This is a genomic window from Gemmatimonadales bacterium (assembly GCA_035502185.1).
Classification (GTDB): domain Bacteria; phylum Gemmatimonadota; class Gemmatimonadetes; order Gemmatimonadales; family JACORV01; genus Fen-1245.
The window spans coordinates 18,781-44,224 of the sequence record DATJUT010000112.1; the positions used below are offsets into that span (position 1 = coordinate 18,781).

Genomic DNA, 25,444 nt, shown 5'->3' on the forward strand with positions numbered 1-25,444 from the left:
ACCTCAGCCGCCGCGGCCGTCCCTCGTGGAGGGCTGGTCGCGGGCGGAATCGAGAGAGTTGATCTTGTCCACGCGCTTGGCGTGACGCCCTCCGCCGAACAGGGTGGCCAGGAAGGCGCGAACGATATCCACAGCAAGCCGCGTGCCGATGAGCGTCCCGCCCAGCGTGAGCAGGTTGGCGTCGTTGTGCTCGCGGGCGTTCTGGGCGGTGGTGAGGTCGTAGCACAGGGCCGCCCGCACGCCGGCCACCTTGTTGGCGGCCATGGCACTGCCAATCCCGGCGCCGTCGATCATGATTCCGCGCCACGCCCGACCGTCGGCCACCGCCCGGGCCACCGCGACCGCGAAATCGGGGTAATCGACCGCCTGGGTGTCGTGAGTCCCGAGGTCGAGCACCTCGTAGCCCAGCTCCGCCACCGCGCCCTTCAGCTGCTCCTTGAGGGGAAAGCCGCCGTGGTCGGCTCCGATGGCGACCACGGCGCGGGCAGGCGTCCGCTCCCCGGCACCGGCCGGCGGCGGTGCGGCGACGCTCGGCGCCGTGTCCGCGCTCGCGACCGGCACGCCGAGCGACACGCCGAGCGTGCGGGCGAGATCCTGCGCGGCGGGCGTCACGATGGCGCCGGCCGGCACGTCGAGCCCCCCGCCCGTCCTCGCCGCGGCGCGGACCTCGGCCTCGGTGACGACGCGGCGGCCGCTCACTGGCGGGGCGGGGGCGCGAGCTTCGACGTGGCGTGATACAGGAGCTGAATCGTGAAGCGGTCGTCCTCGCTCAGCGTCGAGCGGCTCGGGGTGCTGTACATGATGTCGCCGCCGTCGGGACTCTCGGCCAGCAGGCCGAGGGCGTGCCCCAGTTCGTGGGTGGTCGCGATGCGGAAGCACGCGGCCGCGGAGGCGCTGTCCACGCCGGGGTAGGCCACCACGTACGAGCGCATCGGGCCCACCAGTGCGACGGTGTCCGAGTCCGTGAAGAACTGCGTGAGGCCGTGGCACGAGCCGATGGAGTCCACGTGCATGACGCGCGCCGCCGGCGGCGCCTCCGGCGCCGACAGCGGGTTGCGGAAGATGACGTCGGCGTGCGTGGAGTCGGTGGTGGCCGTCAACGACAGCTCGTGGCAGCGGAACGCGCCGGTCCACAGCGCCATCGCCGTCTGCACGTTGGCGGGGAGGCTGCCCGTCGGCTCGGCGTACACGCGCACCGGCATGTAGGAGGCCGGCCAGTGGAAGACGAGGTTGGTGTCGCCGTTGAGGAAATAAGCGTACGCGGTCGCGTTGGGCTCGAAGCACGCCGCGGGCCCTCCGGTCTCGTGACAGGCGAAGGCCAGCGCCACGGCGGCGCCGCCGGCGAGGCACGCGAGCACGGTCGCGCGGTGGCCCCGAAGGGAGATCATACCGTACGAAACCACCGGTCCCCGGCGGGCGCAACCGCGATTCAGAAGCCGTCCCGGAAGGCGTGTCGGCCGATGAGCGGCACGAAGCGGCAGCCACCGGCGTCGCGGGTCACGAGCCCCTGCGGTCCCAGCGTGCCGACCACCAGCTCCTGGAGCGCAAGGTCGCCGACCGGGACGGCGATCCGGCCGCCGGGCGCCAGCTGCTCCACCAGGGGCCGGGGGATGGCGGGGGCGGCGGCGGTGACCAGGATGGCGTCGAAGGGTGCCGCCTCGGGCCAGCCGAGCGAGCCGTCGCCGATGCGGTAGTCCACGTTGCCGAGCCCGAGCGCGGCGAGCCGGCGCCGGGCTCCGGCCGCCAGCTCGTCGAGGCGCTCGACGGTGTACACGCGGCGCACGAGGTGCGCGAGGATCGCGGTCTGGTAGCCGGACCCCGTGCCGATCTCCAGGATGCGGTCCGTTCGGCGCGGCGCGAGCACCGCCGTCATCAGCGCGACCATGTACGGCTGCGAAATGGTCTGGCCGTGGCCCACCGGCAGCGGCACGTCGTCGTAGGCGGCGTCGGCGAGGGTCGTGGGAAGGAAGCAGTGGCGCGGGATCGTGGCGAGCGCCGCGAGGGTGCGGACGTGGTGCACGCCGCGCGCGCTGATCTGCGCCGCGACCATGCGCCGTCGCTCGGCGCGGCCCGCGTCACAGCGCACGGAGGCCTCCGCGGCGGCGCCGGATCGCTTGCGGCGCGCCCGCGCGAACGGTAGGTTCGCGCCGGACGGGCGCCCCGAGCGCCGCACCCGAGGATCGATGACCGAGATCGTCCGAACCCACGTGCTGGTCGCGGGCGAAGCCGCCGCGCGGCCCACCGGCCTGGTGGCCGCGCTGGAAGACGCCGGCTTCCGCGCCGAGGAGCTGCCGGCCGGGGCCGACCTCGCCACGGCCGCCGAGGCGTCCTCGCCGGACGCGGTGCTGCTGTGCGTCGGCGCGACCGCGGCCGCGCAGCTGGCGCAGGTCAAGCAGCTGCGCGAGTCGGTGCAGCAGTGGTCCGACCTCCCCCTGGTGGCGCTCGCCGCCGGCGCCGACGGCCTGGCGGACCTCCTGTTCGCCGGGGCCGACGACGCCGTGGCCGCCCCGGTGAGCGGCGCCGAGCTGCGGGCCCGGCTGGAACGGCTCCTGGCCCGCCGCGAGGAGCTGCGCGAGCTCCGGGTGACCCTCCGCGCGCGCGAGCTGCTGTTCGACATCTTCCAGGAGGTGTCCGCCGCGCTGCGGGCGGAGGAGATCTTCCAGACCCTGGTGCGGCGGGTGGGGCAGGCGCTGTCGCTGTCGCACTGCTCGTTCGTGATCACCTCGCCCGGCGCCGACCACGGCCGCGTGGTCGCCGTGTACGAGAACCCGTCGGTCCGCGACATGCGGGTCGAGCTGACGCACTACCCCGAGATCCAGGAAGCGCTGCGCACCGAGCGGCCGGTCGTGATCGAGGACGTGAAGGAGCACCCGCTGTTCGCGACCATCCGTGACAAGTGGGACGCGCAGGCGGTGGAGACCAACATCCGCTCCGCCGTCGCCCTTCCCGTCTTCGTGCAGGGGACGCCCGCGGGCGTGTTCTTCCTGCGGACCCGCGAGGGGGACCCGGAGCTCACCAGCCGCGACATCGCGCTCGCCGACACCATCGCCAAGGCCGCGTCCAAGGTGCTGGAGAACGAGGAGCGGCGCGCCGCGGTGTTCCGGCGCCAGCTCAATGCGGGCGCGCTCGACGTGCTGACGGGGTGCGCGAGCCTGGACGGACTCGACCGCCGGCTGCGCGACGAGTACGAGCGGGCGCGGCGCTACCGGCTGCGGTTCTGCTTCGTGGTGCTGGACGTGGACAAGTTCCGCACGCTCAACGAGCGGCTCGGCGCGCAGGCGGGGGACCGGATCCTCGCCGACATCGGCCAGCTGCTGCAGCGCGAGCTGCGCTCGCCGGACTTCGTGGCGCGGTACGGGGGAGACGAGTTCGCGCTCGTGCTGCCGGAGACGGACGCGCGGGGCGCGCGCAACTTCGTTCAGCGGCTCGGCGCGGCGGTCGCGAAGCACAGCTTCCCCGACATGGGAGGCGAGCGTCCCGGCTTCTCGGCTGGCATCGTGTCTTTCCCTCACCCCGAGGCCCTGCGGCCGGAGGACCTGTTCGCGCTGGCCGAGGCCGCCCTGGCGCGGGCCAAGACCTCCAGCGACGACCGGATCGCCATCGCCGCCTCCCCCGGGGGCTGAAGAAGGGCGGTCAGCCCCGCTCGGCCGGCCCCAGGATCCGCTCCAGCACCGAAGCGCGGCGCCGCCGCCGTTCCTCCAGCTCCGACTCGGCATCGACCACCCGGTGCTCCAGCTTGACCTTGGCTTCGCGCAGCCGCTCCACCAGCTGCCGCTCGGCCTCCAGCTCGGCGCGCAGGTGCTCCATCTCCGCCGCGGGGAGTCCGCCGCCGGCCGCCGCCGCGGGCTCCGCCGCCGCGCTGCCCCGGCCGAGCGCGGCGAGGGGCTGCACGCCGCCCGCCAGCGCCGGCGGCTCGGCCGGCGTGCCCGTGCTGGCGGCGAGCGCGGTCAGCATCCGCTCGTGTCCCTCGAGCACGCCGGTGAGGCGCACGATCTCTCCCGCCATCTGCAGCAGGGCCTCACGCTGCTCCCGCCGGCCGTCCGCGATGGCCGCCAGCAGCTCGACCCCGGTCACCTCGCTCTGGCCGTGGCCGCCGTGCCGCCCCGCGTCGCGCCAGGCGGCGCCGTGATCGCCGCCGCCGTCGAGCCCGTTCAGGATGTGCTCGCGCGACTCGCCGGCCGCGAACCCCTGCGCGATCGTCCGCAGCACCGCGACGGCGGGCGGGGGGTAGCGGCGGCGGCGGCCCATCCCGACGACCGGTACGTGATCGAGGAAGGCGTCGCGGTAGTAGCGGACGGTGGAGACGGGACGGCCGAGCAACTCGGCCACCTGGCGCAGCGAAAGGAGCGGTTCCTCGGACACGGGGCGAAGATAGGGTCCGCCCTGGTGAGCGGCAACACGACCGGCGCGGGAAGCGGCGAAGCCGCGGCGGGCGCGGCGGGAGCCGGCTACTCGAGGCCGAGCCGGTCCCGGCTGCCGCGGAAGTCGCGGCCGCACCTGGGGCAGTGGAGGCCGCCGCCGGGAGGCTCGGTGAGCGCATAGTCGAAGCTGCGGCCGCAGCCGCACTCGGCCACCAGGCTCTGGTACCCGCACACGAGGCAGTAGCCGTCGTCCGGTGCGTAGAGCCGGAATCTCCCGCAGGTCTCGCACAGCTTGGCCAGGCGGTCCGGGGCGGTCATCGGCGGCGCCGCAGCCAGTTGACGGGGTCGAGGGCCTTGGCCTGCCCGCTCTGGCCGGCGGCCTCGCCGCGGATCTGGAACTCGATGTGGGCGCGCTCGTCGGAGTTCTCACCCCCCGAGCGGCCGATGACCTGGCCGCGGGTCACGGCCTGGCCGTCCTTCACGTCGATCTCGCTCAGGTACAGGTACACGCTGTAGAAGCCGCCGCCGTGCTCGACCACGATCGAGGGACCGTAGGTGCCGAGCGAGCGCGTGCTGCGCACGATTCCATCGGCGATGGCGTGCACCGGCGTCCCGGGGGGCACGGCGATGCCGATGCCGTCCCTGCGGATGGTGGTGCCGTTCGGCAGCGACTGGCGCCCGAAGCGGTAGATGATGTCCCCCGTGACCGGCCAGTCGAGCTGCCCGAAGTCGGCGGTCCGCAGGCGGGACGGCGCGGCGGGCGCGCCGCGGTTCGCGGCCTCCAGCCGCCGCCGCTCGAAGCCGGCGATGATGTCGTTCAGCCGCGCCTCGTCCTTGGCGAGCTGGGCCAGCTGCTGACGCGTGCGCACCGAGTCCTGCTGCGACTGGCGCAGGCTGCGCTGGCTCTGCTGCTCCAGCTGCCGGTAGCGCTGGTTCTCCTCCGCCCGCTCGTCGCGGCGGCGCGAGAGCGCGCCCTGCAGGTTGAGCAGCACGTTGCGGCCGCTGGCGGCGCTGTCGCGGAGCGCCTCGACGTCGGCCACCAGCTGCCGGTCCTGGCGGCTGATGAGGTACAGGTACTTGTAGCGGGAGGCCAGGTCGCCGAACGACTCGGCGGCGAGCAGCACCTGGGCCTCGTACAGCGGGCCCCGCTTGGCGATCTCGATGAGGCGGTGGTGCAGGATCGCGCGCTTCTCGGCGAGCGCGTCCTGCGCGATGAGCAGGTCCGCGGTCTTGCGCCCGATCTGGGAGCCCATCGCCGCGATCTGCAGATCGAGCTCGGAGACGATGCGGCCGGTGGTGCGCACCTGCTCGCGGAGGTTCTGGACTTCGCTGGAGAGCGAGTGCACCTGGCCGCGCAGGCGCTCCATCTCGCCCTGGAGCCGCTGGCGCTCGCGCCGGATCTCGACCAGCCGCTGCTGGCTGTTCTCCAGCGCCGTGTCGGCCGGGGCGGGCTGCTGCGCGGCCAGCCGTCCTGCCATCAGCGCCGCGAGCGCCGCGGCCACGAGCGCCGGGGACGCGCCCGCGCGGCCCGCCATCAGACGCTGCGGAGGTGACGGCCGATGCTGACCAGGCTGCCCGCCAGCCCGAGCAGCCCGCCGGCGGCGATGCCCGCGAGCGACTCCGGCGCGGTGAAGAAGTCGGCCCGCAGCAGATACGCGTCGACGAGGGCGTAGGCGCCGTAGCACAGCACCAGGGCCAGCGCGCCGCCCATCAGGCCCTTGATCAGCCCGTCGAGCAGGAAGGGGCGGCGGATGAACCCGTCGGTCGCGCCCACCAGCCGCATGATCGCGATCTCGTGGCCCCGGTGCAGCACCGCCATCCGGATGGTGGTGCCGATGATGATGACGGCCACCAGCGCGAACGCCAGGCCCACCACCACGCCGACCGCGCCGGCGATGTTCCTGAGATGGTCCAGCTTGGCCACCCAGTCGCTGCCGTAGCGGACGTCGTCCACGAAGTCGAAGGCGCGCAGCCGCTCGGCCACCAGGGTCGCGTGGCGCGCGTCGCGGAACTCCGGCTTGAGGCGGACCTCGAGCGAAGCCGGCAGGGGGTTGGCCTCGAGGTCCTGGAAGATGTCGCGGAATTCCGGCAGCTCGCGGCGCGCGCGCGCGAGCGCGACTTCCTCGGTCACGTGGGTGACGCTCTCGACTTCGGGGAAGGCCTGGATGTCGGCCGCCGCGACGGTGACGGCTTCGATGGGCGTGCCGCGGCGCACGTACGCCACCACCTCCACGCGCTCGGCCACGCTGCCCATGACCCGCTGCACGTTCACCGTCACCAGCCCGAACAGGCCGAACACGAACAGCGAGAAGGCGATCGTGGTGACCGACAGCGCCGACAGCAGCGGCGCGCGCCGGAAGGCGAGCAGGGTCTCGCGGACGACGAGGTTCACGGCGCGGCCGGCTCCACGTCGCCGGCGTCCTCGGCGGAGTCGTACGCGACGCTGCCGTGCTGCAGCTCGACGAGGTGCGCCCCGTCGAAGCTCTTCACCAGGTCGAGGTCGTGGGTGGCCATCAGCACCGCGGTGCCCGCGGCGTTGATGTCCCGGAGCAGCTGGAAGATGCCGCGGGTCGCCCGCTCGTCGAGGTTGCCGGTCGGCTCGTCGGCCAGGAGCACCACCGGGTCGTTCACCAGCGCGCGGGCGATGGCCACGCGCTGCTGCTCGCCGCCGGAGAGCTCGCGCGGGTACTGGTGGGCTTTCGCCACCAGGCCCACCTGGGTGAGCACCCGCATCACCCGCGGGCCGATGGCGGAGCGGCGCGCCCCGGTCACCTCGAGCGCGAAGGCCACGTTCTCCTCGGCGGTGCGGTCCTCGAGCAGCCGGAAGTCCTGGAACACGATGCCCAGCCGGCGCCGCAGCCGCGGGACGTCGCGCGCGCTGATGCGGGAGGAGGCGAAGCCCGACACCCGCACCTCGCCGGACGTGGGCGGCTCGGCGAGGTAGATGAGCTTGAGCGCCGTGGTCTTGCCGGCGCCGCTGTGCCCGGTGAGGAAGCAGAACTGGCCCTTGGGGACGTGGAACGACACGTCGGCGAGCGCGGCGCCCTTGGCGTACGCCTTCGTGACGTGGCTGAACTTGATCACGGCCGCAATCTACGGCGGGGGCTAGGCCGCGGCGAGTCCTCGGGCGAGGTCGTCCATCAGGTCGTCGGGGTCCTCGAGACCGAGCGAGAGCCGGAGGAAGCCGTCGGGGATGCCGGCCGCGGCGCGCTCGTCGGCCGTGAGCGCGGCGTGCGAGGTGAACCGCGGCTCCGAGACCAGCGATTCCACGCCGCCCAGGCTCGGGGCGTGGGCCACCAGGCGCAGGGCGCGCAGGCAGCGGTCGGCCGCCCGGGCGCCGCCCGCCAGCTCGACGCCGACCATCCCGCTGAACCCGTCCAGCACCCGCGCGGCCAGCTCGTGGTCGGGGTGCGAGTCGAGCCCGGGGTAGTGCACGCGCCGGACCTTGGGGTGCTCCTCCAGCCAGGAGGCGATCGCCAGGCCGGTGCGGTTGTGCCGCTCCATCCGCACCGCGAGGGTCTTGAGCCCGCGCTCGACGAGCCACGCCGCGTGCGGATCGATGGCCTGGCCCCACAGCTTCATCCGCTCGCGCACCTCGTCGACGAGCGTGGCCGCGCCGGCCACCGCCCCCGCGATGACGTCGGAGTGCCCGTTGAGGTACTTGGTGGCGCTGTGGATCACCACGTCCGCGCCGTGCTCGAGCGGCCGGTAGTTGATCGGCGTCGCGAAGGTCGAGTCCACCAGCAGCGCGATGCCCTCCGTCTCGGCGAGGGTCGCCAGCCACTCGACGTCGAGGACGCGCATCAGCGGATTGGTCGGCGTCTCGACGAAGATCGCCCGCGTATTCTTGCGGAGCTTGCTGCGCCACTCGCGCCGCCGGTCGGGGTTGACGAACGACACGTCGATCCCGAAGCGGGTGAACTCCTCGCGGAACAGCCGGCGGGTGCCGCCGTAGATCCAGTCGCTGGAGAGGAGGTGGTCGCCCGGGCTCAGCACGGCCAGGTGCGCCAGCGCCGTCGCCCCCATCCCGCTGGCGACGAAGATGGCGGCCTCCGCGCCCTCGAGCCCGGCGAGGCGCTCCGCCAGGCGGAGCTGGTTGGGGTTGTTGCCGTAGCGGGTGTACAGCGTCTCGTCGGTCGAGCCCACCGGCCGCAGGAAGGTGGCCGACTGGTAGATGGGCGGCGCGACGGGATCGGGCGCGGTGCGCGTGGCCGGGTTCCCGTGGATGGCGACGGTGGACCGGCCCGGTGGGCGGCGCGGCATCGGCGTCAGGCGGCGGTCAGGGGAAGGTAGTGCTGGTCGGGCGAGAGGATGACGAGGCGGCGCTCGGCCAGCTGGTCCAGCGCGCGGTGCATCTCGTCCACCGGCCACGCCAGCTCGGCCGCCAGTTCCTCCGGACGGGCGGAGCCGCTGCGCACCACCTGCTCCCAGGCCGCGCGCATCAGGTCGGTGACCCATCCCAGCAGCCGCGTGCCGCCGCCGCGCTCCTCGCCCACCAGGGCGAGGCCGTGGCGTCGCAGCACGTCGTCGAGCTGGTCGGCGTGCGCCTCGGCGAGGCCGCGGACCAGGAAATAGGTGCCGCGGGCGCGGCCGCCGGCCGTGCGCATCAGCAACTGGGCCACGACCTCGTCGGCGCACGAGCAGTCGAGCACGCGCACCTCGGAGAAGTCGAGGACGACGACCGTGACGTCCGGGTGCTCCTGCAGGTGCGCCTCGATGCCGCTGCGCACCGCCCGACCGGTCGCGCGGGTCACCAGGTCGCTGTGAAACTCGCACCTGCTGCGGGAGAGCACGGCCCGCACGTCGATTTCCGCGATCACCGTTCCTCCCGCACCGTTCCAGGGACCACCAGCTGCAGCTGCGCCCCGGGGAACGGCGCCAGTCCGCCCGCGAGCGGCACGTCCTCGTCCCAGTCCGGGACCCGCACGATGCGTCCCGTGCCGCTGCGGATGCTGAGCTTGCCCTTCCAGCGCTCCGCCCACATCCGGATCCCGCGCAAACCCTGCCCCCGGCCCGGATCGCGATACTTGCTGATCCCGTGGATCAGCGCCGCCTCGAGCGCCGTGGCGTCGCTCCACCGGTCGCCGTAGCGCTTGGCCTGCGTGGCCTCGAGCGTATGTCGGAATCCGACGCCGGCGTCCCCGACCGCGATGACCACCACGCGCCGGCCGAGCCGCCGCCTCCACGTGTAGGCGTGCACCGCGACCCAGCCGCCGGTGCCGGCGTGCTCCACAATATTTTGACAAGCCTCCGAAAGCGCCATACCGAATCCGATCGTCGCCTTGGCGTCGAGGCCGGTGGCGGCGTCGAGGATCGCCGCCGAGTGGCTCTGGATGCGGTCCACCACCCGGTGCACGTCGCCCGCGACCTCGACCGGCGTGATCTCCAGCAGCACCGCGCGCTCCGGCGTCTGCCGGCTGCGGGGGACCGCGCCGTGGATCTCGAACAGGGATTCGGCCTGCGCGAAGAAGCCGGTGTGGGCCCAGTAGTGGGCCACCTCGCCGTCCGCGGGCACCGTGAGGAGCGGCTTCGTGCCCAGCCGCTTCAGCAGCGCGCGGCCGGCGCACAGCAGGCCCACCAGGCCGAACGGCGACGCCCACTCGGTGGCGTGCGCGTCCACCAGCACCCGGCCCGCGCCCTCGAGCGCGGCGAGGCCGGCCGCGAACTGCTCGAACGAGCGGTCGTCGAACGACTGCGGGACCTCGACGACGGCGGTCACGCGGACCGCGAGGGCGCGAGGGCGCCGCGCAGGTGGTGCTGCAGACCGGTGGCGCCGCGGTAGCTGACGTTGCGCCGCGCGAGCCGGTTGGCCGCCCGGACGGCGGGCTCGAGCGCGTCGCCGGCCAGCAGCCGGGCGAACAGGGTCGAGCCGAACACGTCGCCGCAGCCGGTGGGGTCGCCCGCGACCGGCTCGCCCTCGGCGTCGATCCGCGCGGTCCGGGCGACCTGCCCCGTGTCCCCCGCCGCGGACGCGGAGCCGAAGCCGTCGAACCCCGGCGCGGCGACGTAGGCGGCGCCGCGCTCGCCCAGGGTCACGCACACCGCCTGCACGCCGCGCGCGACCGCGCGCGCGGCCAGCTCCAACGGCGCGTCGCCGAGCTGCAGCATCTCGTCCTCGTTCACCTGCACCACGTCGAAGCAGGACAGCCAGGCCAGCGGCTCCTCGATGGGCCGCAGGTGGCGGATGCCGTTCGCGCGGATGCCGAGCGCCAGACTGTGCAGGTCGCCGTACAGCGGGCGCCGGTAGGCCTGGCGCAGCGCCTGCGCGGTGGCGAGGTCGCACTCGAAGCCGGTGATGAAGTTGACGTACAGCGCATCGAGGTCGAGGACCATCGGGCCCAGCTCGGCCCAGGCCCACGGCGGCACGCCGCCCCGGAGGCCCTCGCAGCGCCGCTGGCGGTCCTGGTAGTTCAGCCGCACCCGCGGATTGGTCTCGGGCACCACCACGAACCGCGTGCCGCGCGCCGACGGCAGGGTCCGCAGGAACGCGTCCGCATGCTCGGCCAGGTCGCGACCCACCTTCACGACGGGGACGACCTGCCAGCCCGCGGGTAGCGACGCGTCGAGCGCCGCGAGGGCGTAGCTGATGCCGCCCCACTCCTCGAAGGGCGCCGCGGCGGGATCGCGGCCGATGATCGTGTCCCAGATCATCGTGCCCACGACGCCGAGCTTCTTCAGACGTCGCCCCACACGTCGTGCTTGAAGCCGGCGACGGCCCCGACCACGCCCGCGGTGCCGGGCAGCTCGCCCGGGACGATCCGGCAGCGGTCCACAGCGGGCTTGAAGGCCCGGCGCTTCACTTCGCCTCGCAGCGGCACGAACAGCTGGTCGCCCGCCATCGTCACGCCGCCCACGATCACCACCGTGTCCGGGTTGAAGATGTTGACGAGGTTGCCGACGCCGGCGCCGAGGAACTTGGCGGTGTCGCGCACGATCTCGAGCGCGTACTCGTCGCCGGCCTTGGCCGCCTCGTACACGGTCTGCGCGGTGATCCGCGCCAGGTCGCCGCCCACCCGGGCCGGCAGGTCGCTCTCGGCGCCGATCTCGAGCCCCTCGACGGCGCGCGCGGCGATCGCCGGCCCCGACGCATAAGCCTCGAGGCAGCCATAGTTGCCGCACTTGCAGCGCCGGCCCGTGGAGTCGATGGTGGTGTGGCCGACCTCGCCCGCCACGCCCGAGGTGCCGTAGTACAGCTTGCCGTCGATCACGATCCCGCCGCCGATCCCGGTGCCGATGGTCAGTCCCACGACGTATTTCGAGCCGCGGGCCGCGCCCGCCCACCACTCGCCGTAGATGGCGCAGTTGGCGTCGTTGTCGAGCGACGCCGGCAGGCCGGTGGCCTCGCTCACCAGGTCCCGGAGCGGGAGGTCGCGCCACCCGAGGTTCGGCGTGAGCAGCACCAGGCCCCGCTCCCGGTCGAGCGGCCCGGGCGAGCCGATCCCCACGCCCACGATGCCGTCCCGCGGAATGCCGGCGGCCTTCTGCGCCTCGGCGATGGAGCCCTGCACCAGCCGCGCGATGCGTCCCACCACCGCCTGGGGGCCCTCCTCGGGCAGCGTCGGCGCCGAGCCGACGCCGAGGACCGCGGAGCCGTCTTCGGCCACGGTGCCCACGACGATGTTCGTCCCGCCGATGTCCACGCCGACCAGGTACCGCATCGCTCAGACTCCGTAGCGTTTGGGGACAATCTGGAGCAGGGTCCGCACCTCGGCCAGCACGCGGCTGATGGGGATCTCGCGCATGCAGCGGTGGTGGCCGAGCGGGCAGGCGGGCGGCCCGTGGTGGTGGCAGGGCCGGCACTCCAGCGGCTCGGGCTCGACGATGCGCGACCACGGCGCGCGCGCGGCGAAGCCGAACAGCGGCGCGGTGGGTCCGTAGATCTCGACCGTGGCCGTGCCCGCCGCCGAGGCGAGGTGCACGGGCGCCGAGTCGTTCGACACCAGCGCCCGGGCGCGGCGGATCAGCTCGCCCGCCGCGAGGAGCGAGAGCCGGCCGATGCCGTCGGCCACCGGCGTCGCGGAGCCCAGGGCGGTGCGGATCTGCCGCGCATCGGCGCGGTCGCCCGGCCCGCCCACCAGGGCGAGCGGGATCTCCGGCGCCAGGGCGCGGGCCAGCTCCGGGAAGAACGGCCAGCGCTTGGAGCCCCACTGGGAGCCGGGCGCGAGGACCACGAACTCGCTGTGGATGCCGGCCTCGGCCAGCAGCGCGTCCACCGCCGCCCGCTCCTCGGGGCCCGGGAAGATCTCCGGCTCGCGGCGCTCGGGCGCCCCGTCGGCCAGCGCCAGCAGGCGCTCGACCTGGTGCGGCTCGCCGCGCGGCGCGACGGAGTGGGTGTGCAGGAACGCGCCCGGCGCCTCGCGGAAGCCGATGCGCCGGGGGATGCCGGCGGCGAAGGCCAGGGCCGCGGAGCGGACGCTGGACTGCGCGAGGTAGGCGGCCGCGTAGTGCCGGCGCCGGAGCAGGCGCACCATCCGCACGAACCCGCCCACCCCGGCGTCCCGGCCGTGCTTGTCGTAGGGGATGCGGTCCCGGATGCTGGGATGGTTGCGCAGCACGGGCACCGCGCCCGGCAGCACCACCACGTCCACCAGGGCGCCGTGGCGCTCCGCGGCGCGGCGGATCAGCGGCGTGGTGAGCACCACGTCGCCGAAGAACGCCGTCTGGATCACCAGGCCGCGCCCCGTCGCGCGGGCCCCGCTGGGCCGCGCGGCGACCGCCTCCGCCTCGGCCGGGGTGCGCACCGTGCCGCCGGCGCGGCCCGGCGTGGCGCTCACTCGACCTTCAGCACGGCGAGGAACGCCTCCTGCGGGATCTCCACCGCGCCCACCTGCTTCATCCGCTTCTTCCCCGCCTTCTGCTTCTCGAGCAGCTTGCGCTTGCGGGTGACGTCGCCGCCGTAGCACTTGGCCAGCACGTTCTTCCTGAGCGGGCGCACCGTCTCGCGCGCGATGATCTTGGACCCGATCGCCGCCTGGATCACGACCTCGAACAGCTGCCGCGGGATCAGCTCGCGCAGCTTGCCGGCGAGCTTCTTGCCCCAGTCGAACGCCTTGTCGCGGTGGATGATGACGCTGAACGCGTCCACCGGGTCGCCGTTGATCAGCATGTCGAGCTTCACCAGATCGCTCGCGCGGTACTCGGCGAACTCGTAGTCGAGCGAGGCGTAGCCGCGCGACAGGGTCTTCAGCTTGTCGTAGAAGTCGAGGATGATCTCGGCCAGCGGGAACTCCCACTCGAACTCCACCCGCACCGGGTCGAGGTACTTCATGCCGAGGTAGGCGCCGCGCCGCTCCTGGCCGAGCTTCATCAGGGCGCCGATGTACTCGGCGGGCGAGATGATGCGGGCCTTCACGTAGGGCTCCTCGATGCGGTCCACCTGCGAGCCGGTGGGCATCTTGCTGGGATTCTCGACCACCACCTTCTCGCCGCTGGTGAGCCACACGTCGTACTCCACGTTCGGCACCGTGGTCACCAGGTCGAGGCCGAACTCCCGCTCCAGACGCTCCTGCACGATCTCCATGTGCAGCAGCCCGAGGAACCCGGAGCGGAAGCCGAAGCCCAGCGCCACCGACGTCTCCGGCTCGTAATGGAGGGAGGCGTCGTTGAGCTGCAGCTTGGCCAGCGCGTCGCGCAGGTCCTCGTACGCCTCCGGCTGGGTCGGGTACAGGCCGGCGAACACCATGGACTTCACGTCGCGGTAGCCGGGCAGCAGTTGCGGGGCGCGGCGGTCCGCGTCGAGGATCGTGTCGCCCGCCCGGGTGTCCTTCACGTCGCGGAAGTTGGCCACCAGGTAGCCCACCTCGCCGGCCGACAGCTCGTCGGCCGGATGGAGCCCGAGCTGCAGGGTGCCCACCTCCGCGACCTCGTACACGCCGTCGTGCGAGCCCATCGCGATGTGCATGCCCTTCCGGACGGTGCCGTCCACCACGCGGATGGAGGGAATGGCCCCGCGGTAGCGGTCGTAGTACGAGTCGAAGATCAGCGCCCGAAGCCGCGCCGCCGGGTCGCCCTTGGGCGCCGGGACCCGCCCGACCACCGCCTCGAGCAGCTCCGGGACCCCGCGGCCTTCCTTGGCCGAGACCAGCAGGATCTCGTCCGGGTCGGCGCCGATGAGCTCGTGCAGCTCGGCCTTGCGCTTGTCCGGCTCCGCCGACGGCAGGTCGATCTTGTTGAGGACGGGAATGATCTCGAGGCCGGCCTCGAGCGCGAGGAACAGGTTGGAGACCGTCTGGGCCTGCACGCCCTGCGCGGCGTCGACGACCAGGATCGCGCCCTCGCACGCGGCGAGCGAGCGGGAGACCTCGTAGGTGAAGTCCACGTGCCCGGGCGTGTCGATGAGGTTCAGCTCGTACTGCCGGCCGTCCTTCGCCGCGTACGCCATCCGCACGGCGTTCAGCTTGATGGTGATGCCGCGCTCGCGCTCGAGGTCCATGGTGTCGAGGACCTGGTCCCGCATCTCCCGGCGGCTCAGGGTGCCGGTCGCCTCGATGAGGCGGTCGGCGAGCGTGGACTTGCCGTGGTCGATGTGGGCCACGATGCAGAAGTTGCGGATCCGGGCGGCGTCCATGAGAGGGCAGAAAGATAGCGCTCAGGGGGCGGAATAGTTGCGAGACGCCGAGTTGCGAGTGGTCCCGAGGCTCGAGAGAACAGCGCTCAGAACAGGCTGGGCTCCTCCGCATCGCCCGCCGGCGCCTCGCCGGGCTCGGCGTAGGGCTCGAGCGCCTCGCGGTAGGTGGCGAACAGCACCGGCGGCGCCTTCACCCGGCCGCGGTCGAGCAGCGCGCGCAGCATCAGCGCGTTGGCCGGTCCCTTGCCCTCGAAGTGGTTGTTGGTGATGACGTAGACGTCGGCCACGGCCTCGTTCGCGGCCAGCGTACGGATGCGCTCCACCCAGGGCCCCAGCTCCTTGGCGGAGTAGAGATAGTCGTAGCGTTGCGCCGCGTCCTCCTGCTCCCCGAACCAGTGCTCGTAGTTGCGGCCGTGGAAGCGGACGTAGCCCACCGCGCTGGTGGCGTGCGCGGCCGGCGCGAACGACTGGCCGATCAGCGGCTGGTCGATGTTCGCGACGCCGACGCCGAGGTCGCGGAACAGGGGCAGCTGGTCCTCGTGCGCCCACCCGCCGTGGCGGACCTCCACCACCAGCGGCCAGCCGCGGAACGCCTCGGCCAGCCGCGCGAGGGTCTCGCGGCTCGCGGGCCCGGGCTTGAACGACCACGGGAACTGGGCGAGCAGCGCCCCGAGACGGTCCTCGGCCCGCAGCACCTCGAGGCCCTCGGTGACCGCGCGCAGCTCCTCGGCGGCCCAGGCCGCCGCGCGCTCGTGGGTGAAGCGCTGCCACAGCTTGACCGTGAAGCGGAACCGCGGATTGTGCGCCGCGCGGCGGACCCACGACGCGAACGTGCGCGCGGGCTGCGGACGGTAGAAGGTGGAGTTGACCTCGATGGTATCGAAGTAGGAGGCGAGGAAGCCCAGCGCGTCGAACCGCGACGGGACGTCGGCGGGGTACACGTGGCCCGGAGAATCCGGGTACGACCAGCCGGCGGGACCGACGCGGATCACGGCGTGGCCCGACGGCCGGCGCGCGCGGTCCGCGGCGCGGCGGCCGCGCACAGATACGCGAGCTGGAAGCGACGCCCCGTCATCGGCGCCTCCGCGGCCGGGGAACGTGAGCGCCAATATCCGGGACGGCCGCGCCCGGCGGAAGGGTGGGTCTACTCCCCCGCAGGCGCGACGATCCGCCGGTAGCTGTCCGGATTCCACTCCGGCCGTGCCGTCGCGTCGGCGACCGCCAGGCCGAGGTAGAAGTCGAGCTGCACGATCCGGGCTTCCTGCTCGGCGTCGATCTTGTCCACCGAGTCGGTCGGCCGGTGGTAGTCGCGGTGCAGGCCGGTGGTGAAGAACAGGATCGGCACGCCCCGGCGCGCGAAGTTGTAGTGGTCGGACCGGAAGAACAGGTGCTCGCGGGGCAGGGTGTCGCCCAGCACCCGGATCCGCAGCTCCGGGTGGCTCGCCGCGACGCTGTCCGCCAGCGGGCCGAGGGACGAGTGCTCCTTGCCGATCGCCAGGACGCCGTCGCTCGGGTTGCGGCCGATCATGTCGGTGTTGAGGTCGGCCACGGTGGCGGCGAGCGGGAACGCCGGGTGGGCGACGTACCAGCCGCTGCCCCACAGGCCGCGCTCCTCGCCGGACACCGTCATGAAGACCAGCGAGCGCCGCGGCCGGGGCACGAGCCGCGCGTAGGCCTGCGCGAGCTCCACCACGGCCACGGCGCCGGAGCCGTCGTCGTCGGCGCCGTTGCAGATGGTGTCCGCGCCCGCCGCGCGACATCCCTCGTCCCCGCTCGCGGTGCCGATGTGGTCCATGTGCCCGGTGAAGAAGACGTATTGGCCCCTGAGGGCGGGATCGCTGCCCTCGAGCACGCCGATCACGTTGGGCGCGGAGGCGTCGCGCTCCACCGCGCGCCGGACGTCCACCGTCGCGGTGACGCCGGCGAGCGCCACCACGGCCGGAGCGGCGCCGGGTGCGAGCAGGGCGGCGGGGTCCGCGCCGGCGGCGCGCAGCAGCTCCGCCGCGCTGCTGTCGCGCACCTCGTAGAGGGAGATGTCGAGCGGACCGCGCACCTCGTCGCCGACCTCGTACGCCGGCATCAGGGCGCCGTGGGCCATCGCCTCGAATTCCCGGGCGGAGCGGTTCGAGACGAAGATCCAGGCCTTCACGCCCGCGGCCACGCCGGCCGTCACCAGCGGCACGAGGCCGTTGTTGATGCGCGAGGTGTCGAGCACCTGGACGACGATGGTGCCCGCCATCGGCACGGCGCCGAACGGGCGGACCGTGTCGGCGGGAATCCCCGCCACCAGCACGACCGGGGCCGTGAGCGGCGCGGCGGGCGGCCGGCCGAACACCTTCGCGGCCTCGCGGCCGAGCAGCCAGTGGCCGTGCGCGCCGTGGCCCATCGCCATGACGAAGGAGGAGGAATCGACCCGGAGCCGCCGGATGCCGTAGCGCTGGAGGAAGCCGCCGGAGTCCCCTGCGGGCGCGAGGCCCGCGCGGGCGAACTCGCCGGCCACCCAGGCCGCGACCTCCTCGAGCTGCGGGCTGGGCGTCGCGCGGCCGAGCATCGAGTCGTCGGCGATGATGCCGATGCGGCGGCGGATGTCCGCCGCGGTGATGGACTCGGCGGCCCGCCGGATGCCGGCGGCGTCCCGGGCTGCGGGGGACTGGGCGGCGAGGGGCGGCAGCGGAGCGGCGGCCGCGAGGGCGGCGGCCACGAGCAGACGCGCGGTGCGACGGGTCATCGGCGGTTCCGGGTGGCGGGTGTGGCGGGCGGGCGACCAAATGCGCCCGGGCGTAGTGTACGCTCGGGCGCATTCGGAAGTTGCGCGCGATGGGGCGCCAGAGCGGCGCCTCCACCGGTCACCCACGCCGTCGCACCAGGGCGGGCGCCGACCTGGGTGCCGGAGCGGCGCGTGGCGCCGCCCGCGCGGCCGGCTCCATGGAGCCGCCACCTCGAGGCGCTGCGCGCGGCGCGGACGCCGGCGCGGCGCGGGGCGCTTCTCGCGGGGCGCCGGACGACGCGCCTCGCGGCGCTTCGGGCACTCCGTATCCCGGGGTCCCCCGCGACTCGGAGCGCGGCGCCTCCTGCGGGATGTAGCGCGGGTTGTCGCGCGCTTCCGGGCGCCCGGCCGCGGCTGCCGGAGAACCTCCGGCGTCGATGTACACGCCGCGCTGCCGGGGCTGGGTCGGGGCGACGTCGACGCGGGGCACCGGCGACGGGCCGATCACGCGCGGATGCGTGTCGGGCTCCGGTATGGCCTGCGCGGATCTCCGGCCCGCGTCCGGCGCGGCGAGCGGCTGCCGCGGCGCGAACGAGCCCGCCGCCCCCGGCGGCTCCTTGGTCACGACCCGACGCCCTGCCGAGACCTGATCGCCTCCGCCACCCACCGTCCGCCGTCCGCCCGGGACCTGGTCCGCCGTCCCGCCGACGGTCCGCCGGCCCCCCGGCGAGGGCACGCTGCCCACGCCGCCGATGTCCACCCCGCGCACGCCCCGGTCACCCGGCGAATCGCCCCAGCCGTTGCGCCGGTCGCGGTAGACGACGTACGGGGATGCGCCGGCGGCGCGATTGCGGAAGACGAACTGCCGGCCCACGAAGCCCGGGCGCACGTACACGACGTTCACGCCGCGGTAGTAACGGGTCGGATACCAGTAGCTCGGGTAGTAGTAGAAGGGATTGAAGTACACCGCGAGCGAAAACCGCGGGCACCACACGTCGTACGGATCCCAGTACGCGTAGGGAGTGTAGGCGTGGCAGTCGTAACACAGGAACCGCGGATAGTCGTAGTGCTGCTCCACGTCGTAGGGCAGCAGGTGCGTGTCGTAGTCCGCGTACCCCGGAGGCATGATCTGTTGCACCAGGCTCTGGAGCGAGGCGTAGGGGTCGCCGTGCACCCGGCCGTCGCTCAGGTTGGCGATCTCCTGGAAGCTCCACTGGTCGTCGGCCTCGAACGCGTCGTACACGAACGGATCGTTGCTCGCCACCGCGAACACGTAGCCGACGCCCGGGGCGTCGTCCACCGCGAAGGCGTACCGGTCGTCCAGGCCGGGCACCGTGTACGTCTCTCCGCCGCGGGCGAGGTTGGGGTCGCCGGGATCGCGCGGGAAGAGCACGCGCACGCGACCGTCCGTGTCCACGCGCAGCACCGTCACGTAGGCGTCGTGCTCGGTGCGGAAGGACACCTGCACCCGCTCACCGCGCCGGTACACCTCGCCGTGGTCGGTCCAGATCCGCACGCCCGGCGGATCCCGCCGCGCGCGCTCGGCGGCGCGGGCGGGCGTTCCCGCCAGCAGCAGTCCTGTGAGCGCGAACGACGCGCTGATCCATACCCGGCTCGACATGGCGACCTCCGGACACGTGGTCCGACCATACGGAAAGGCATAGACCGTGCCACCTGCCGGCTTGGTGCCAACTGCCAGAGCGTCAAGCACTTGGCGCATTCCGCGCGGCTGCCCTACCTTTGGGGCGTGTCCTGTCCTAGTGACAGCCTGTGGCCTCCGCAACCGGTCTGACGCGCGAGCGCCTCGACCTGCTGGATCCGCACGAGGTGAGCGCTCTCGGCGGCATCGAGCTCGTGGCGGAGGGGGTCGTGGAGGGCTTTCTCGCCGGGCTGCACCGCTCGCCGTACCGCGGCTTCTCGGTCGAGTTCGCCGAGCATCGGCCCTACCAGCCCGGCGACGAGCTGCGCTACCTGGACTGGAAGGTCGTGGGGCGGCGCGACCGGCTGTACGTGAAGCAGTACGAGGAGGAGACGAACCTCCGCGCCACGCTGGTGCTCGACGTCTCGCGCTCGATGGCGTGGACGGGGGACCCCGAGCGCCGGCTCCGCAAGTTCGACTACGCCACCCGGCTGACGGCGGCGCTGGCGCTCGTGCTGCTCCGGCAGCGGGACGCGACCGGGCTGATCGGGTTCGACAGCGAGGTGCGCTGTGCGATCGCGCCGCGCGCGCGGCCGGGACAGTGGCACCTGCTGGTGCGCGCGCTCGCGGACCTCGCCCCCGGCGGCGGGACTGCCGCCGAGGCGGCGCTGGCGCGCGTGACGGGCCTGCTCAAGCGCCGCGGCCTCGTGGTGCTCGTCTCCGACCTGCTGGTGGACCGTGACCTGGTGCTGCTGGCGCTGCGCTACCTGCGGCATCGCGGCCACCAGGTACTGGTCTTCCACCTGATGGACCCCGGCGAGATGGAGCTGGACGCGGCGGCCCGGGCGCGGTTCGTGGATCCGGAGACGCGCGAGGGCGTGATCGCGTCGCCGCGCGACCTCAGGCGCGCGTACCGCGCCACCGTCCAGGGCGTGGTGGCGGCGTGGCGCCGGGCGCTCCGTAGCGGCGGCATCGCCTACCATCACGTGTCCACGGACACGCCGTTCGGCTACGCGCTTCGCCGCGCGGCCGAGAGGAGGGCCCGGCTGGGCTGATGGTCTTCCTCCAGCCGCTCGCGCTCGTGTTGCTCGGCTTCGGCCTCGTGCCGCCGCTGCTCCACCTGTTCTCGCGCCACCGGCCGCCGGACGTGGTGTTTCCCGCCGTGCGCTACCTGCGCGAGACCGAACGGGAGGCGCAGCGCACCATCCGCCTGCAGCACCTGTTCCTGCTGCTGCTGCGCGTGGCGGCGGTGGCGCTGGTGGCGCTCGCCGCCGGCCGGCCCGTGGTGCCGGCGCGCTTCGGCGCCGGCCACGAGCCGACGGCGCTGGTCGTGATCCTCGATCACTCGCTGTCGTCGGCCGCCGTCTCGGGGGGCGTGCGGGCCTTCGACGATCTCGAGGCCCGCGCGACGGAGACGCTGCGCGCCGCGCAGCCGTCGGACGCGCTGTGGCTGATCGGTGCCGACGGCGTCGCGCGGCGCGGCTCGCGGGAGGAGCTGCTCCAGGCGGCCGCGGCGTCGCGGCCGGAGCCGGTGCGTCTCGACCTCTCGGCCGCCGTCGCGACGGCGGCGCGCCTGGCGCGCGCCTCGGGGTACGCGCACGGCGAGATCCATCTCCTGTCGGATGCGCAGCGGACCGCCTTCGGGGCGTCGGACAGTGCGGCCGCCGGACTCCCGCTGCTGGTGTACGAGCCCGCGGCGGACCCGCCCGCCAACCGGGCGGTCGTCTCCGCCCGGGCGAGCCCCGCGACCTGGCTGGCGGGTGCCGGCACCGTGGCCGCGGCGATCGGGGGTGCCCCGGCTCCGCCCGCAGGCCGGGTGGCGGTGACCGTGACGCTGCGCGGGCGCGAGGAGGCCCGCGCGCTGGTGGCCCCGCGCGACGTCGCGCTGCTGCCGGTGACGGCCCCGGCCGCGGGCTGGGACGCCGGGGCGGTCTCGCTCGAGCCGGACGAGCTGCGCGCCGACGACAGCCGCCCGTTCGCCGTCCGCATCGTGGCGCCGGCCGCCGCGTCGCTCGACACGGCCGAGGCCGGCCCGTTCGTCGCGGCGGCCGTCGCCGCCCTGGTGCGCGCGGGCCAGGTGCGCCCGGGCTCCGCGGGCGCGGTGCGGCTGGGTGCCGCGCCGGGTGCGGCCGCGGTCGTGGTGCCTCCGCGCGATCCGGTGCAGCTCGGCCAGGTCAATCGCGCGCTCGCCGCCGCGGGCGTGCCGTGGCGCTTCGGGCCGCGCGTCGAGCGCGAGGACACGCTCGCGGCGCCGCTCGTGCCGGAGATCCGCGGGGCCCGCGTGACCCGGCGCTACCGGCTGGAGGGGTCCGCCGGCGCCGAGCCGGGCGGAGTGCTCGCCCGGGCGGGCGGCGACCCGTGGCTGGTGCGCGCGGGCCGCATCGTGCTGGTCGGGAGCCGGCTCGTGCCGGAGGAGACGTCGCTGCCCCTGACCGGCGGATTCGTGCCGTTCGTGGGCGATCTGGTGAACCGCTTCACCCGCGGCGAGGAGGGCATCCTCGAGGCCGCGCCCGGTGCCCCGGTCGTGCTGCCGGACGCGGTCACGGGCCTCGTGGCCGAGAGCGGCGCGGTGCGCGGGCTCGGGGCCGAGCGCACGGTCGCCGCGCCGCGGGCCCCGGGGGTGTACTTCCTCCTGGCCGGCGCGGACACGGTCGGTGCGCTGGTGGTGGCGCCGGATCCGCGCGAGTCGGACCTGCGCCGCGCCACCGGCGGCGAGCTGGCCGACCTGTTTCCGGGCGCGCGAATCAGCGTGGCGACCAGCGCGCGCGCGTACGCCGCGGTGCGGTTCCGCGGTGCGGGTCGCAGCGAGCTGACGGGCTGGCTGCTGGCCGCCGCGCTCCTGGTGCTCGGGCTCGAGGCCGTGGTGGCTTCGGGTGCGCTGGAGCGGGGCCCGTAGCCGATGCCGCTGCCGCGACTCGTCGCCCAGTTCGGCGCCCTGGCCGAGGTGCAGACGCTGCTCGCCGCGCTGCGCCAGCGGCGGGATTCCCGTGCGCTGGCCGCGCTGCCCGGCTCCTCCGATGCGCTGCTGGTGGCGGCGCACGCGCTGGACCGGCCGGACCTGTTGACCGTCGTGGTCGCGGCCGCGCCCACCGACGCGGAGCGGTGGCTGGCCGACCTGACGGTGCTCCTCACCGACGAGGCGGTCGCGCTGTACCCGCAGCGCGAGGGCCTCGGCGAGAACGAGCCGCACTACGAGATCGCGGGCGAGCGCGTGGAGACGCTGGAGCGGCTGAACCGGGGCGCGGCACGGGTGATCGTGACGACGGCCCGCGCGACGGGCGAGCGGACGCTCATTCCCGCGGCGCTCGAGGCCGCCCGCCTGGACCTCGCGGTCGGCGTCTCGTTCCGGGACGCCGTCGGGCGGCTCGAGCGCATGGGCTACGGCCGGGTGCCGATGGTCACCGAGGTGGCCCAGTTCTCGGTGCGCGGCGGCATCGTGGACGTCTACGGCTTCGGCATGGCGCAGCCGGCGCGGGCGGAGTTCTGGGACGACGCGTGCGTCGCGCTGCGCACGTTCGACCTCTCGACCCAGCGGTCCACCGGGCCGGCCGAGCGGGTGACGGTGCTGCCGGTGGACCCGCGGGCCACGCTGGGTGGCGAGGGGGAGTCGGTGCGGCGCGGGCTGTTCGAGCTGCTGCCGCCGGGCACGCTGGTCGTGGAGGACGGCGAGGCACGGCTCGCCGAGGAGGTGCGCCGGGCCTGGGCCGAGGCCGAGCATCACGCGGCCATCGCCCGGCGGCTCGGCGAGGTGGTGCCGCCGCGCGAGGCGATGCTGGTCGAGCCCGGGGCGTGGGACGCGGCGCGCGGCGCCTTTCCGCGCCTGGCGCTCCGGGCGGCCGGCGGGGCGCCGCTGCCGGTCGGGCCGCCCCCCGAGGTGGGGCGCGACCTCGCGCGGCTGCGGCCGGCAGCGGGCGTCGAGGCGCTGGTGCTGTGCGACAACCAGGGCCAGCTCGAGCGGCTCGAGGAGCTGCTGGGCGAGGGCGGCGGCTTCCCCGAGCGGCTGCACCTCGCGGTGGGCGCGCTCGACGGCGGCTTCGCGCTGCCGGGGCTCGTGGTCTTCACCGATCACCAGATCTTCCGGCGGGCGCGGCGGATCCGGCGCCCGCGGCGCTACCGCCAGGCCTCGCCGGTGGGCGCGGTCGCGGCCCTGAAGCCGGGCGACGCCGTGGTGCACCTCGAGCACGGCATCGGGATCTACCGCGGGATGCAGACCATCGCGGTCGCGGACGGCACGCTGGACGTGGCGGCGGTCGAGTACGAAGGCGGCGACCTGCTGCACGTGCCCCTGCACCGGATCGACCAGCTGGAGCGGTTCCGCGGCGTGGACGATGCGGGCGGCGACGCGAAGCCGCCCAAGCTCGACCGCCTGGGCGGCAAGCGCTGGGCGCGGGTGCGGCGCCAGGCGGAGGAGGCGGTCCACCGGATGGCGGCGGAGCTGCTCGACCTGTACGCGCGCCGCCGCCTGGCGTCCGGGTACGCGTTCCCGCCCGACGGCAAGTGGCAGCGCGAGCTGGAGTCGTCGTTCCTCTACGAGGACACGCCCGACCAGCGGCGCGCGACCGAGGAGGTGAAGGGGGACATGGAGGCGCCGCGGCCGATGGACCGCCTCGTCGTGGGCGACGTCGGCTACGGCAAGACCGAGATCGCCGTGCGCGCGGCGTTCAAGGCCGTCACGGCCGGCAAGCAGGTCGCCGTCCTGGCGCCCACCACGATTCTGGCGGAGCAGCACGGCCGCACCTTCAGCGAGCGGCTGGCCGACTACCCGGTCCGGCTGGTCACGCTGTCCCGGTTCCGCACCCCGAAGGAGCAGCGCGCGGCGCTCGCCGACCTGGCCGCCGGCACGCTGGACGTGGTGATCGGGACCCACCGGCTGCTGTCGCCCGACGTGCAGTTCCACGATCTGGGGCTGATCGTCGTGGACGAGGAGCATCGGTTCGGCGTGGAGCACAAGGAGCGGCTCAAGCGGCTGCGGCTCGCGGTGGACGTGCTGACGCTGACGGCGACGCCCATTCCGCGGACGCTGCAGCTCTCGCTGGCCGGGCTGCGGGACCTCACGCTGATCGAGACCCCGCCGCGGGACCGCTCGCCGGTGCTGACCTTCGTGGAGCCGTGGGACGACGAGCTGCTCGAGGAGGCGATCGCGCGCGAGCTGGATCGCGGCGGGCAGGTGTACTTCGTGCACAACCGGATCGAGACGATCGAGACGGTGGCGGAGCGGCTGCGCCGGGTGGTGCCGCGGGCGACGGTGGCGATCGCGCACGGCGAGATGCGCTCGCGCGACCTGGACGAGGTGATGCGCCGGTTCGTCGCGGGCGAGGTGGGCGTGCTGTGCTCCACGATGATCGTCGAGTCCGGGCTCGACGTGCCCAACGCCAACACCATGATCGTGCACCAGGCCCACCAGCTCGGCCTGGCGCAGCTCTACCAGCTCCGCGGCCGGGTGGGCCGCAGCCACCGGCGCGCCTACTGCTACCTGCTGGTGCCCGACGACGTGGATCAGGCCGCGGAGGCGCGGCTGGAGACGCTGGTGCACTACACCGAGCTGGGGGCCGGCTACCGGATCGCGCTCAAGGACCTCGAGCTCCGGGGAGCGGGCAACATCCTCGGCGCGGAGCAATCGGGATTCGCGATGTCGGTGGGCGTGGACGTCTACCTGCGGATGCTCGAAGACACGGTGCGGAGCCTGAAGGGCGAGGCCCGGGGCGTGGTGGCGGCGCCGCCCGAGGTGCTGCTGGACCGCGCGGCGCTGCTGCCGGATCCGTACGTGCCCGACGACGCGGCGAAGCTCGACCTGTACCGGCGGCTGGCGCGCAGTCAGTCCAGTGGCGAGATTGAACAGTTGCGGGAGGAGATGGTGGACCGGTTCGGCCGGCCTCCCGCCGAGGCCGAGGCGCTCGTCGCGCTCACCCACCTGCGGGTGATCGGCGCGCGTCTCGGCCTCGAAACGGTTCTGGTGCGGGGCGACGAGGCGCGCCTGGTGTTCCGGACGGGCGCGGTGCCGCGGCTGGCGAATCTCACGGCCGCCATGGACGAGGTGCAGTTCGACGCGGAGGTGCGCCGGGCGGCCCCGCTGGTGATGAAGCTCCGCCGGCTCGGCGGGATGCCGCTGGTGGCGGGACTGGTGCGCGCGCTGTCGCGCGCCGTGGATGAGACACTTCCATAGGAGAGAC

Annotated in this window: 22 protein-coding genes; 4 read left to right on the forward strand and 18 right to left on the reverse strand. The window is 74.2% G+C overall.

The window, feature by feature from the left end:
* Positions 1-3 precede the first annotated feature (3 nt).
* The 3 genes from rpiB to VMF70_15010 are packed head-to-tail and all read right to left on the reverse strand — an operon-like array spanning position 4 to position 2,086.
* Positions 4-699 carry a ribose 5-phosphate isomerase B gene (gene rpiB / locus VMF70_15000; GenBank protein HTT69330.1) on the reverse strand — a complete coding sequence of 232 codons (696 nt, stop codon included), beginning with the start codon at positions 697-699 and terminating at the stop codon, positions 4-6.
* Positions 696-1,388: a matrixin family metalloprotease gene (locus tag VMF70_15005; protein ID HTT69331.1), complete on the reverse strand. Its 693-nt coding sequence runs from the start codon at positions 1,386-1,388 to the stop codon at positions 696-698. The genes rpiB and VMF70_15005 overlap by 4 nt, the downstream gene beginning before the upstream one ends.
* 41 nt (positions 1,389-1,429) lie before the next feature.
* Positions 1,430-2,086 (reverse strand): protein-L-isoaspartate(D-aspartate) O-methyltransferase, encoded by a 657-nt coding sequence (locus VMF70_15010; protein ID HTT69332.1) that lies wholly within the window; start codon positions 2,084-2,086, stop codon positions 1,430-1,432.
* Positions 2,087-2,183: 97 nt separating this feature from the next.
* Between VMF70_15010 and VMF70_15015 the strand changes: the two genes are divergently transcribed.
* Positions 2,184-3,623 carry a diguanylate cyclase gene (locus tag VMF70_15015; protein HTT69333.1) on the forward strand — a complete coding sequence of 480 codons (1,440 nt, stop codon included), beginning with the start codon at positions 2,184-2,186 and terminating at the stop codon, positions 3,621-3,623.
* Between the two features lie 10 nt (positions 3,624-3,633).
* Here VMF70_15015 and VMF70_15020 read toward each other — a convergent pair whose 3' ends face one another.
* The 15 genes from VMF70_15020 to VMF70_15090 form a co-directional block, all read right to left on the reverse strand.
* The gene (locus VMF70_15020; GenBank protein ID HTT69334.1) at positions 3,634-4,362 is read right to left on the reverse strand and encodes a MerR family transcriptional regulator; all 729 of its coding nucleotides are present in this window, start codon (positions 4,360-4,362) and stop codon (positions 3,634-3,636) included.
* Positions 4,363-4,448: 86 nt separating this feature from the next.
* Positions 4,449-4,679: a hypothetical protein gene (locus VMF70_15025; GenBank protein ID HTT69335.1), complete on the reverse strand. Its 231-nt coding sequence runs from the start codon at positions 4,677-4,679 to the stop codon at positions 4,449-4,451.
* The gene (locus VMF70_15030; GenBank protein ID HTT69336.1) at positions 4,676-5,896 is read right to left on the reverse strand and encodes a peptidoglycan DD-metalloendopeptidase family protein; all 1,221 of its coding nucleotides are present in this window, start codon (positions 5,894-5,896) and stop codon (positions 4,676-4,678) included. Before VMF70_15030 ends, VMF70_15025 begins: the two co-directional genes overlap by 4 nt.
* A complete protein-coding gene (locus VMF70_15035) occupies positions 5,896-6,753 on the reverse strand; it encodes a permease-like cell division protein FtsX (protein HTT69337.1) in 858 nt (285 codons plus the stop codon). The genes VMF70_15030 and VMF70_15035 overlap by 1 nt, the downstream gene beginning before the upstream one ends.
* A complete protein-coding gene (gene ftsE / locus VMF70_15040; GenBank protein HTT69338.1) occupies positions 6,750-7,445 on the reverse strand; it encodes a cell division ATP-binding protein FtsE in 696 nt (231 codons plus the stop codon). Before ftsE ends, VMF70_15035 begins: the two co-directional genes overlap by 4 nt.
* 21 nt (positions 7,446-7,466) lie before the next feature.
* A complete protein-coding gene (locus tag VMF70_15045) occupies positions 7,467-8,624 on the reverse strand; it encodes an aminotransferase class I/II-fold pyridoxal phosphate-dependent enzyme (GenBank protein ID HTT69339.1) in 1,158 nt (385 codons plus the stop codon).
* 5 nt (positions 8,625-8,629) lie between these two features.
* A complete protein-coding gene (locus VMF70_15050) occupies positions 8,630-9,181 on the reverse strand; it encodes a hypothetical protein (GenBank protein ID HTT69340.1) in 552 nt (183 codons plus the stop codon).
* Positions 9,178-10,080, reverse strand: coding sequence for an ATP-binding protein (locus tag VMF70_15055; GenBank protein ID HTT69341.1), 903 nt, complete (start codon positions 10,078-10,080; stop codon positions 9,178-9,180). Before VMF70_15055 ends, VMF70_15050 begins: the two co-directional genes overlap by 4 nt.
* On the reverse strand, positions 10,077-11,051 hold the full coding sequence (locus tag VMF70_15060; GenBank protein HTT69342.1) for a carbohydrate kinase family protein: 975 nt from the start codon (positions 11,049-11,051) through the stop codon (positions 10,077-10,079). The genes VMF70_15055 and VMF70_15060 overlap by 4 nt, the downstream gene beginning before the upstream one ends.
* Positions 11,036-12,019: an ROK family protein gene (locus VMF70_15065; protein HTT69343.1), complete on the reverse strand. Its 984-nt coding sequence runs from the start codon at positions 12,017-12,019 to the stop codon at positions 11,036-11,038. The genes VMF70_15060 and VMF70_15065 overlap by 16 nt, the downstream gene beginning before the upstream one ends.
* A gap of 3 nt (positions 12,020-12,022) precedes the next feature.
* Positions 12,023-13,135, reverse strand: coding sequence for a glycosyltransferase family 9 protein (locus VMF70_15070; protein ID HTT69344.1), 1,113 nt, complete (start codon positions 13,133-13,135; stop codon positions 12,023-12,025).
* Complete coding sequence (lepA, locus tag VMF70_15075) at positions 13,132-14,928, reverse strand: translation elongation factor 4 (protein ID HTT69345.1); 1,797 nt, start codon at positions 14,926-14,928, stop codon at positions 13,132-13,134. Before lepA ends, VMF70_15070 begins: the two co-directional genes overlap by 4 nt.
* Before the next feature lie 86 nt (positions 14,929-15,014).
* Positions 15,015-15,971 carry a DUF72 domain-containing protein gene (locus tag VMF70_15080; protein HTT69346.1) on the reverse strand — a complete coding sequence of 319 codons (957 nt, stop codon included), beginning with the start codon at positions 15,969-15,971 and terminating at the stop codon, positions 15,015-15,017.
* 101 nt (positions 15,972-16,072) lie between these two features.
* The gene (locus VMF70_15085; protein HTT69347.1) at positions 16,073-17,656 is read right to left on the reverse strand and encodes a M28 family peptidase; all 1,584 of its coding nucleotides are present in this window, start codon (positions 17,654-17,656) and stop codon (positions 16,073-16,075) included.
* Between the two features lie 118 nt (positions 17,657-17,774).
* Complete coding sequence (locus tag VMF70_15090; protein HTT69348.1) at positions 17,775-19,256, reverse strand: DUF4384 domain-containing protein; 1,482 nt, start codon at positions 19,254-19,256, stop codon at positions 17,775-17,777.
* A gap of 149 nt (positions 19,257-19,405) precedes the next feature.
* On the opposite strand from VMF70_15090, the gene VMF70_15095 reads away from it, so the two are divergent.
* Genes VMF70_15095 through mfd form a run of 3 tightly spaced genes read left to right on the forward strand, consistent with a single transcriptional unit; the run spans position 19,406 to position 25,437 of the window.
* On the forward strand, positions 19,406-20,329 hold the full coding sequence (locus VMF70_15095; GenBank protein ID HTT69349.1) for a DUF58 domain-containing protein: 924 nt from the start codon (positions 19,406-19,408) through the stop codon (positions 20,327-20,329).
* On the forward strand, positions 20,329-22,170 hold the full coding sequence (locus VMF70_15100; GenBank protein HTT69350.1) for a BatA domain-containing protein: 1,842 nt from the start codon (positions 20,329-20,331) through the stop codon (positions 22,168-22,170). The genes VMF70_15095 and VMF70_15100 overlap by 1 nt, the downstream gene beginning before the upstream one ends.
* Before the next feature lie 3 nt (positions 22,171-22,173).
* Positions 22,174-25,437: a transcription-repair coupling factor gene (gene mfd / locus VMF70_15105; protein ID HTT69351.1), complete on the forward strand. Its 3,264-nt coding sequence runs from the start codon at positions 22,174-22,176 to the stop codon at positions 25,435-25,437.
* Positions 25,438-25,444 lie beyond the last annotated feature (7 nt).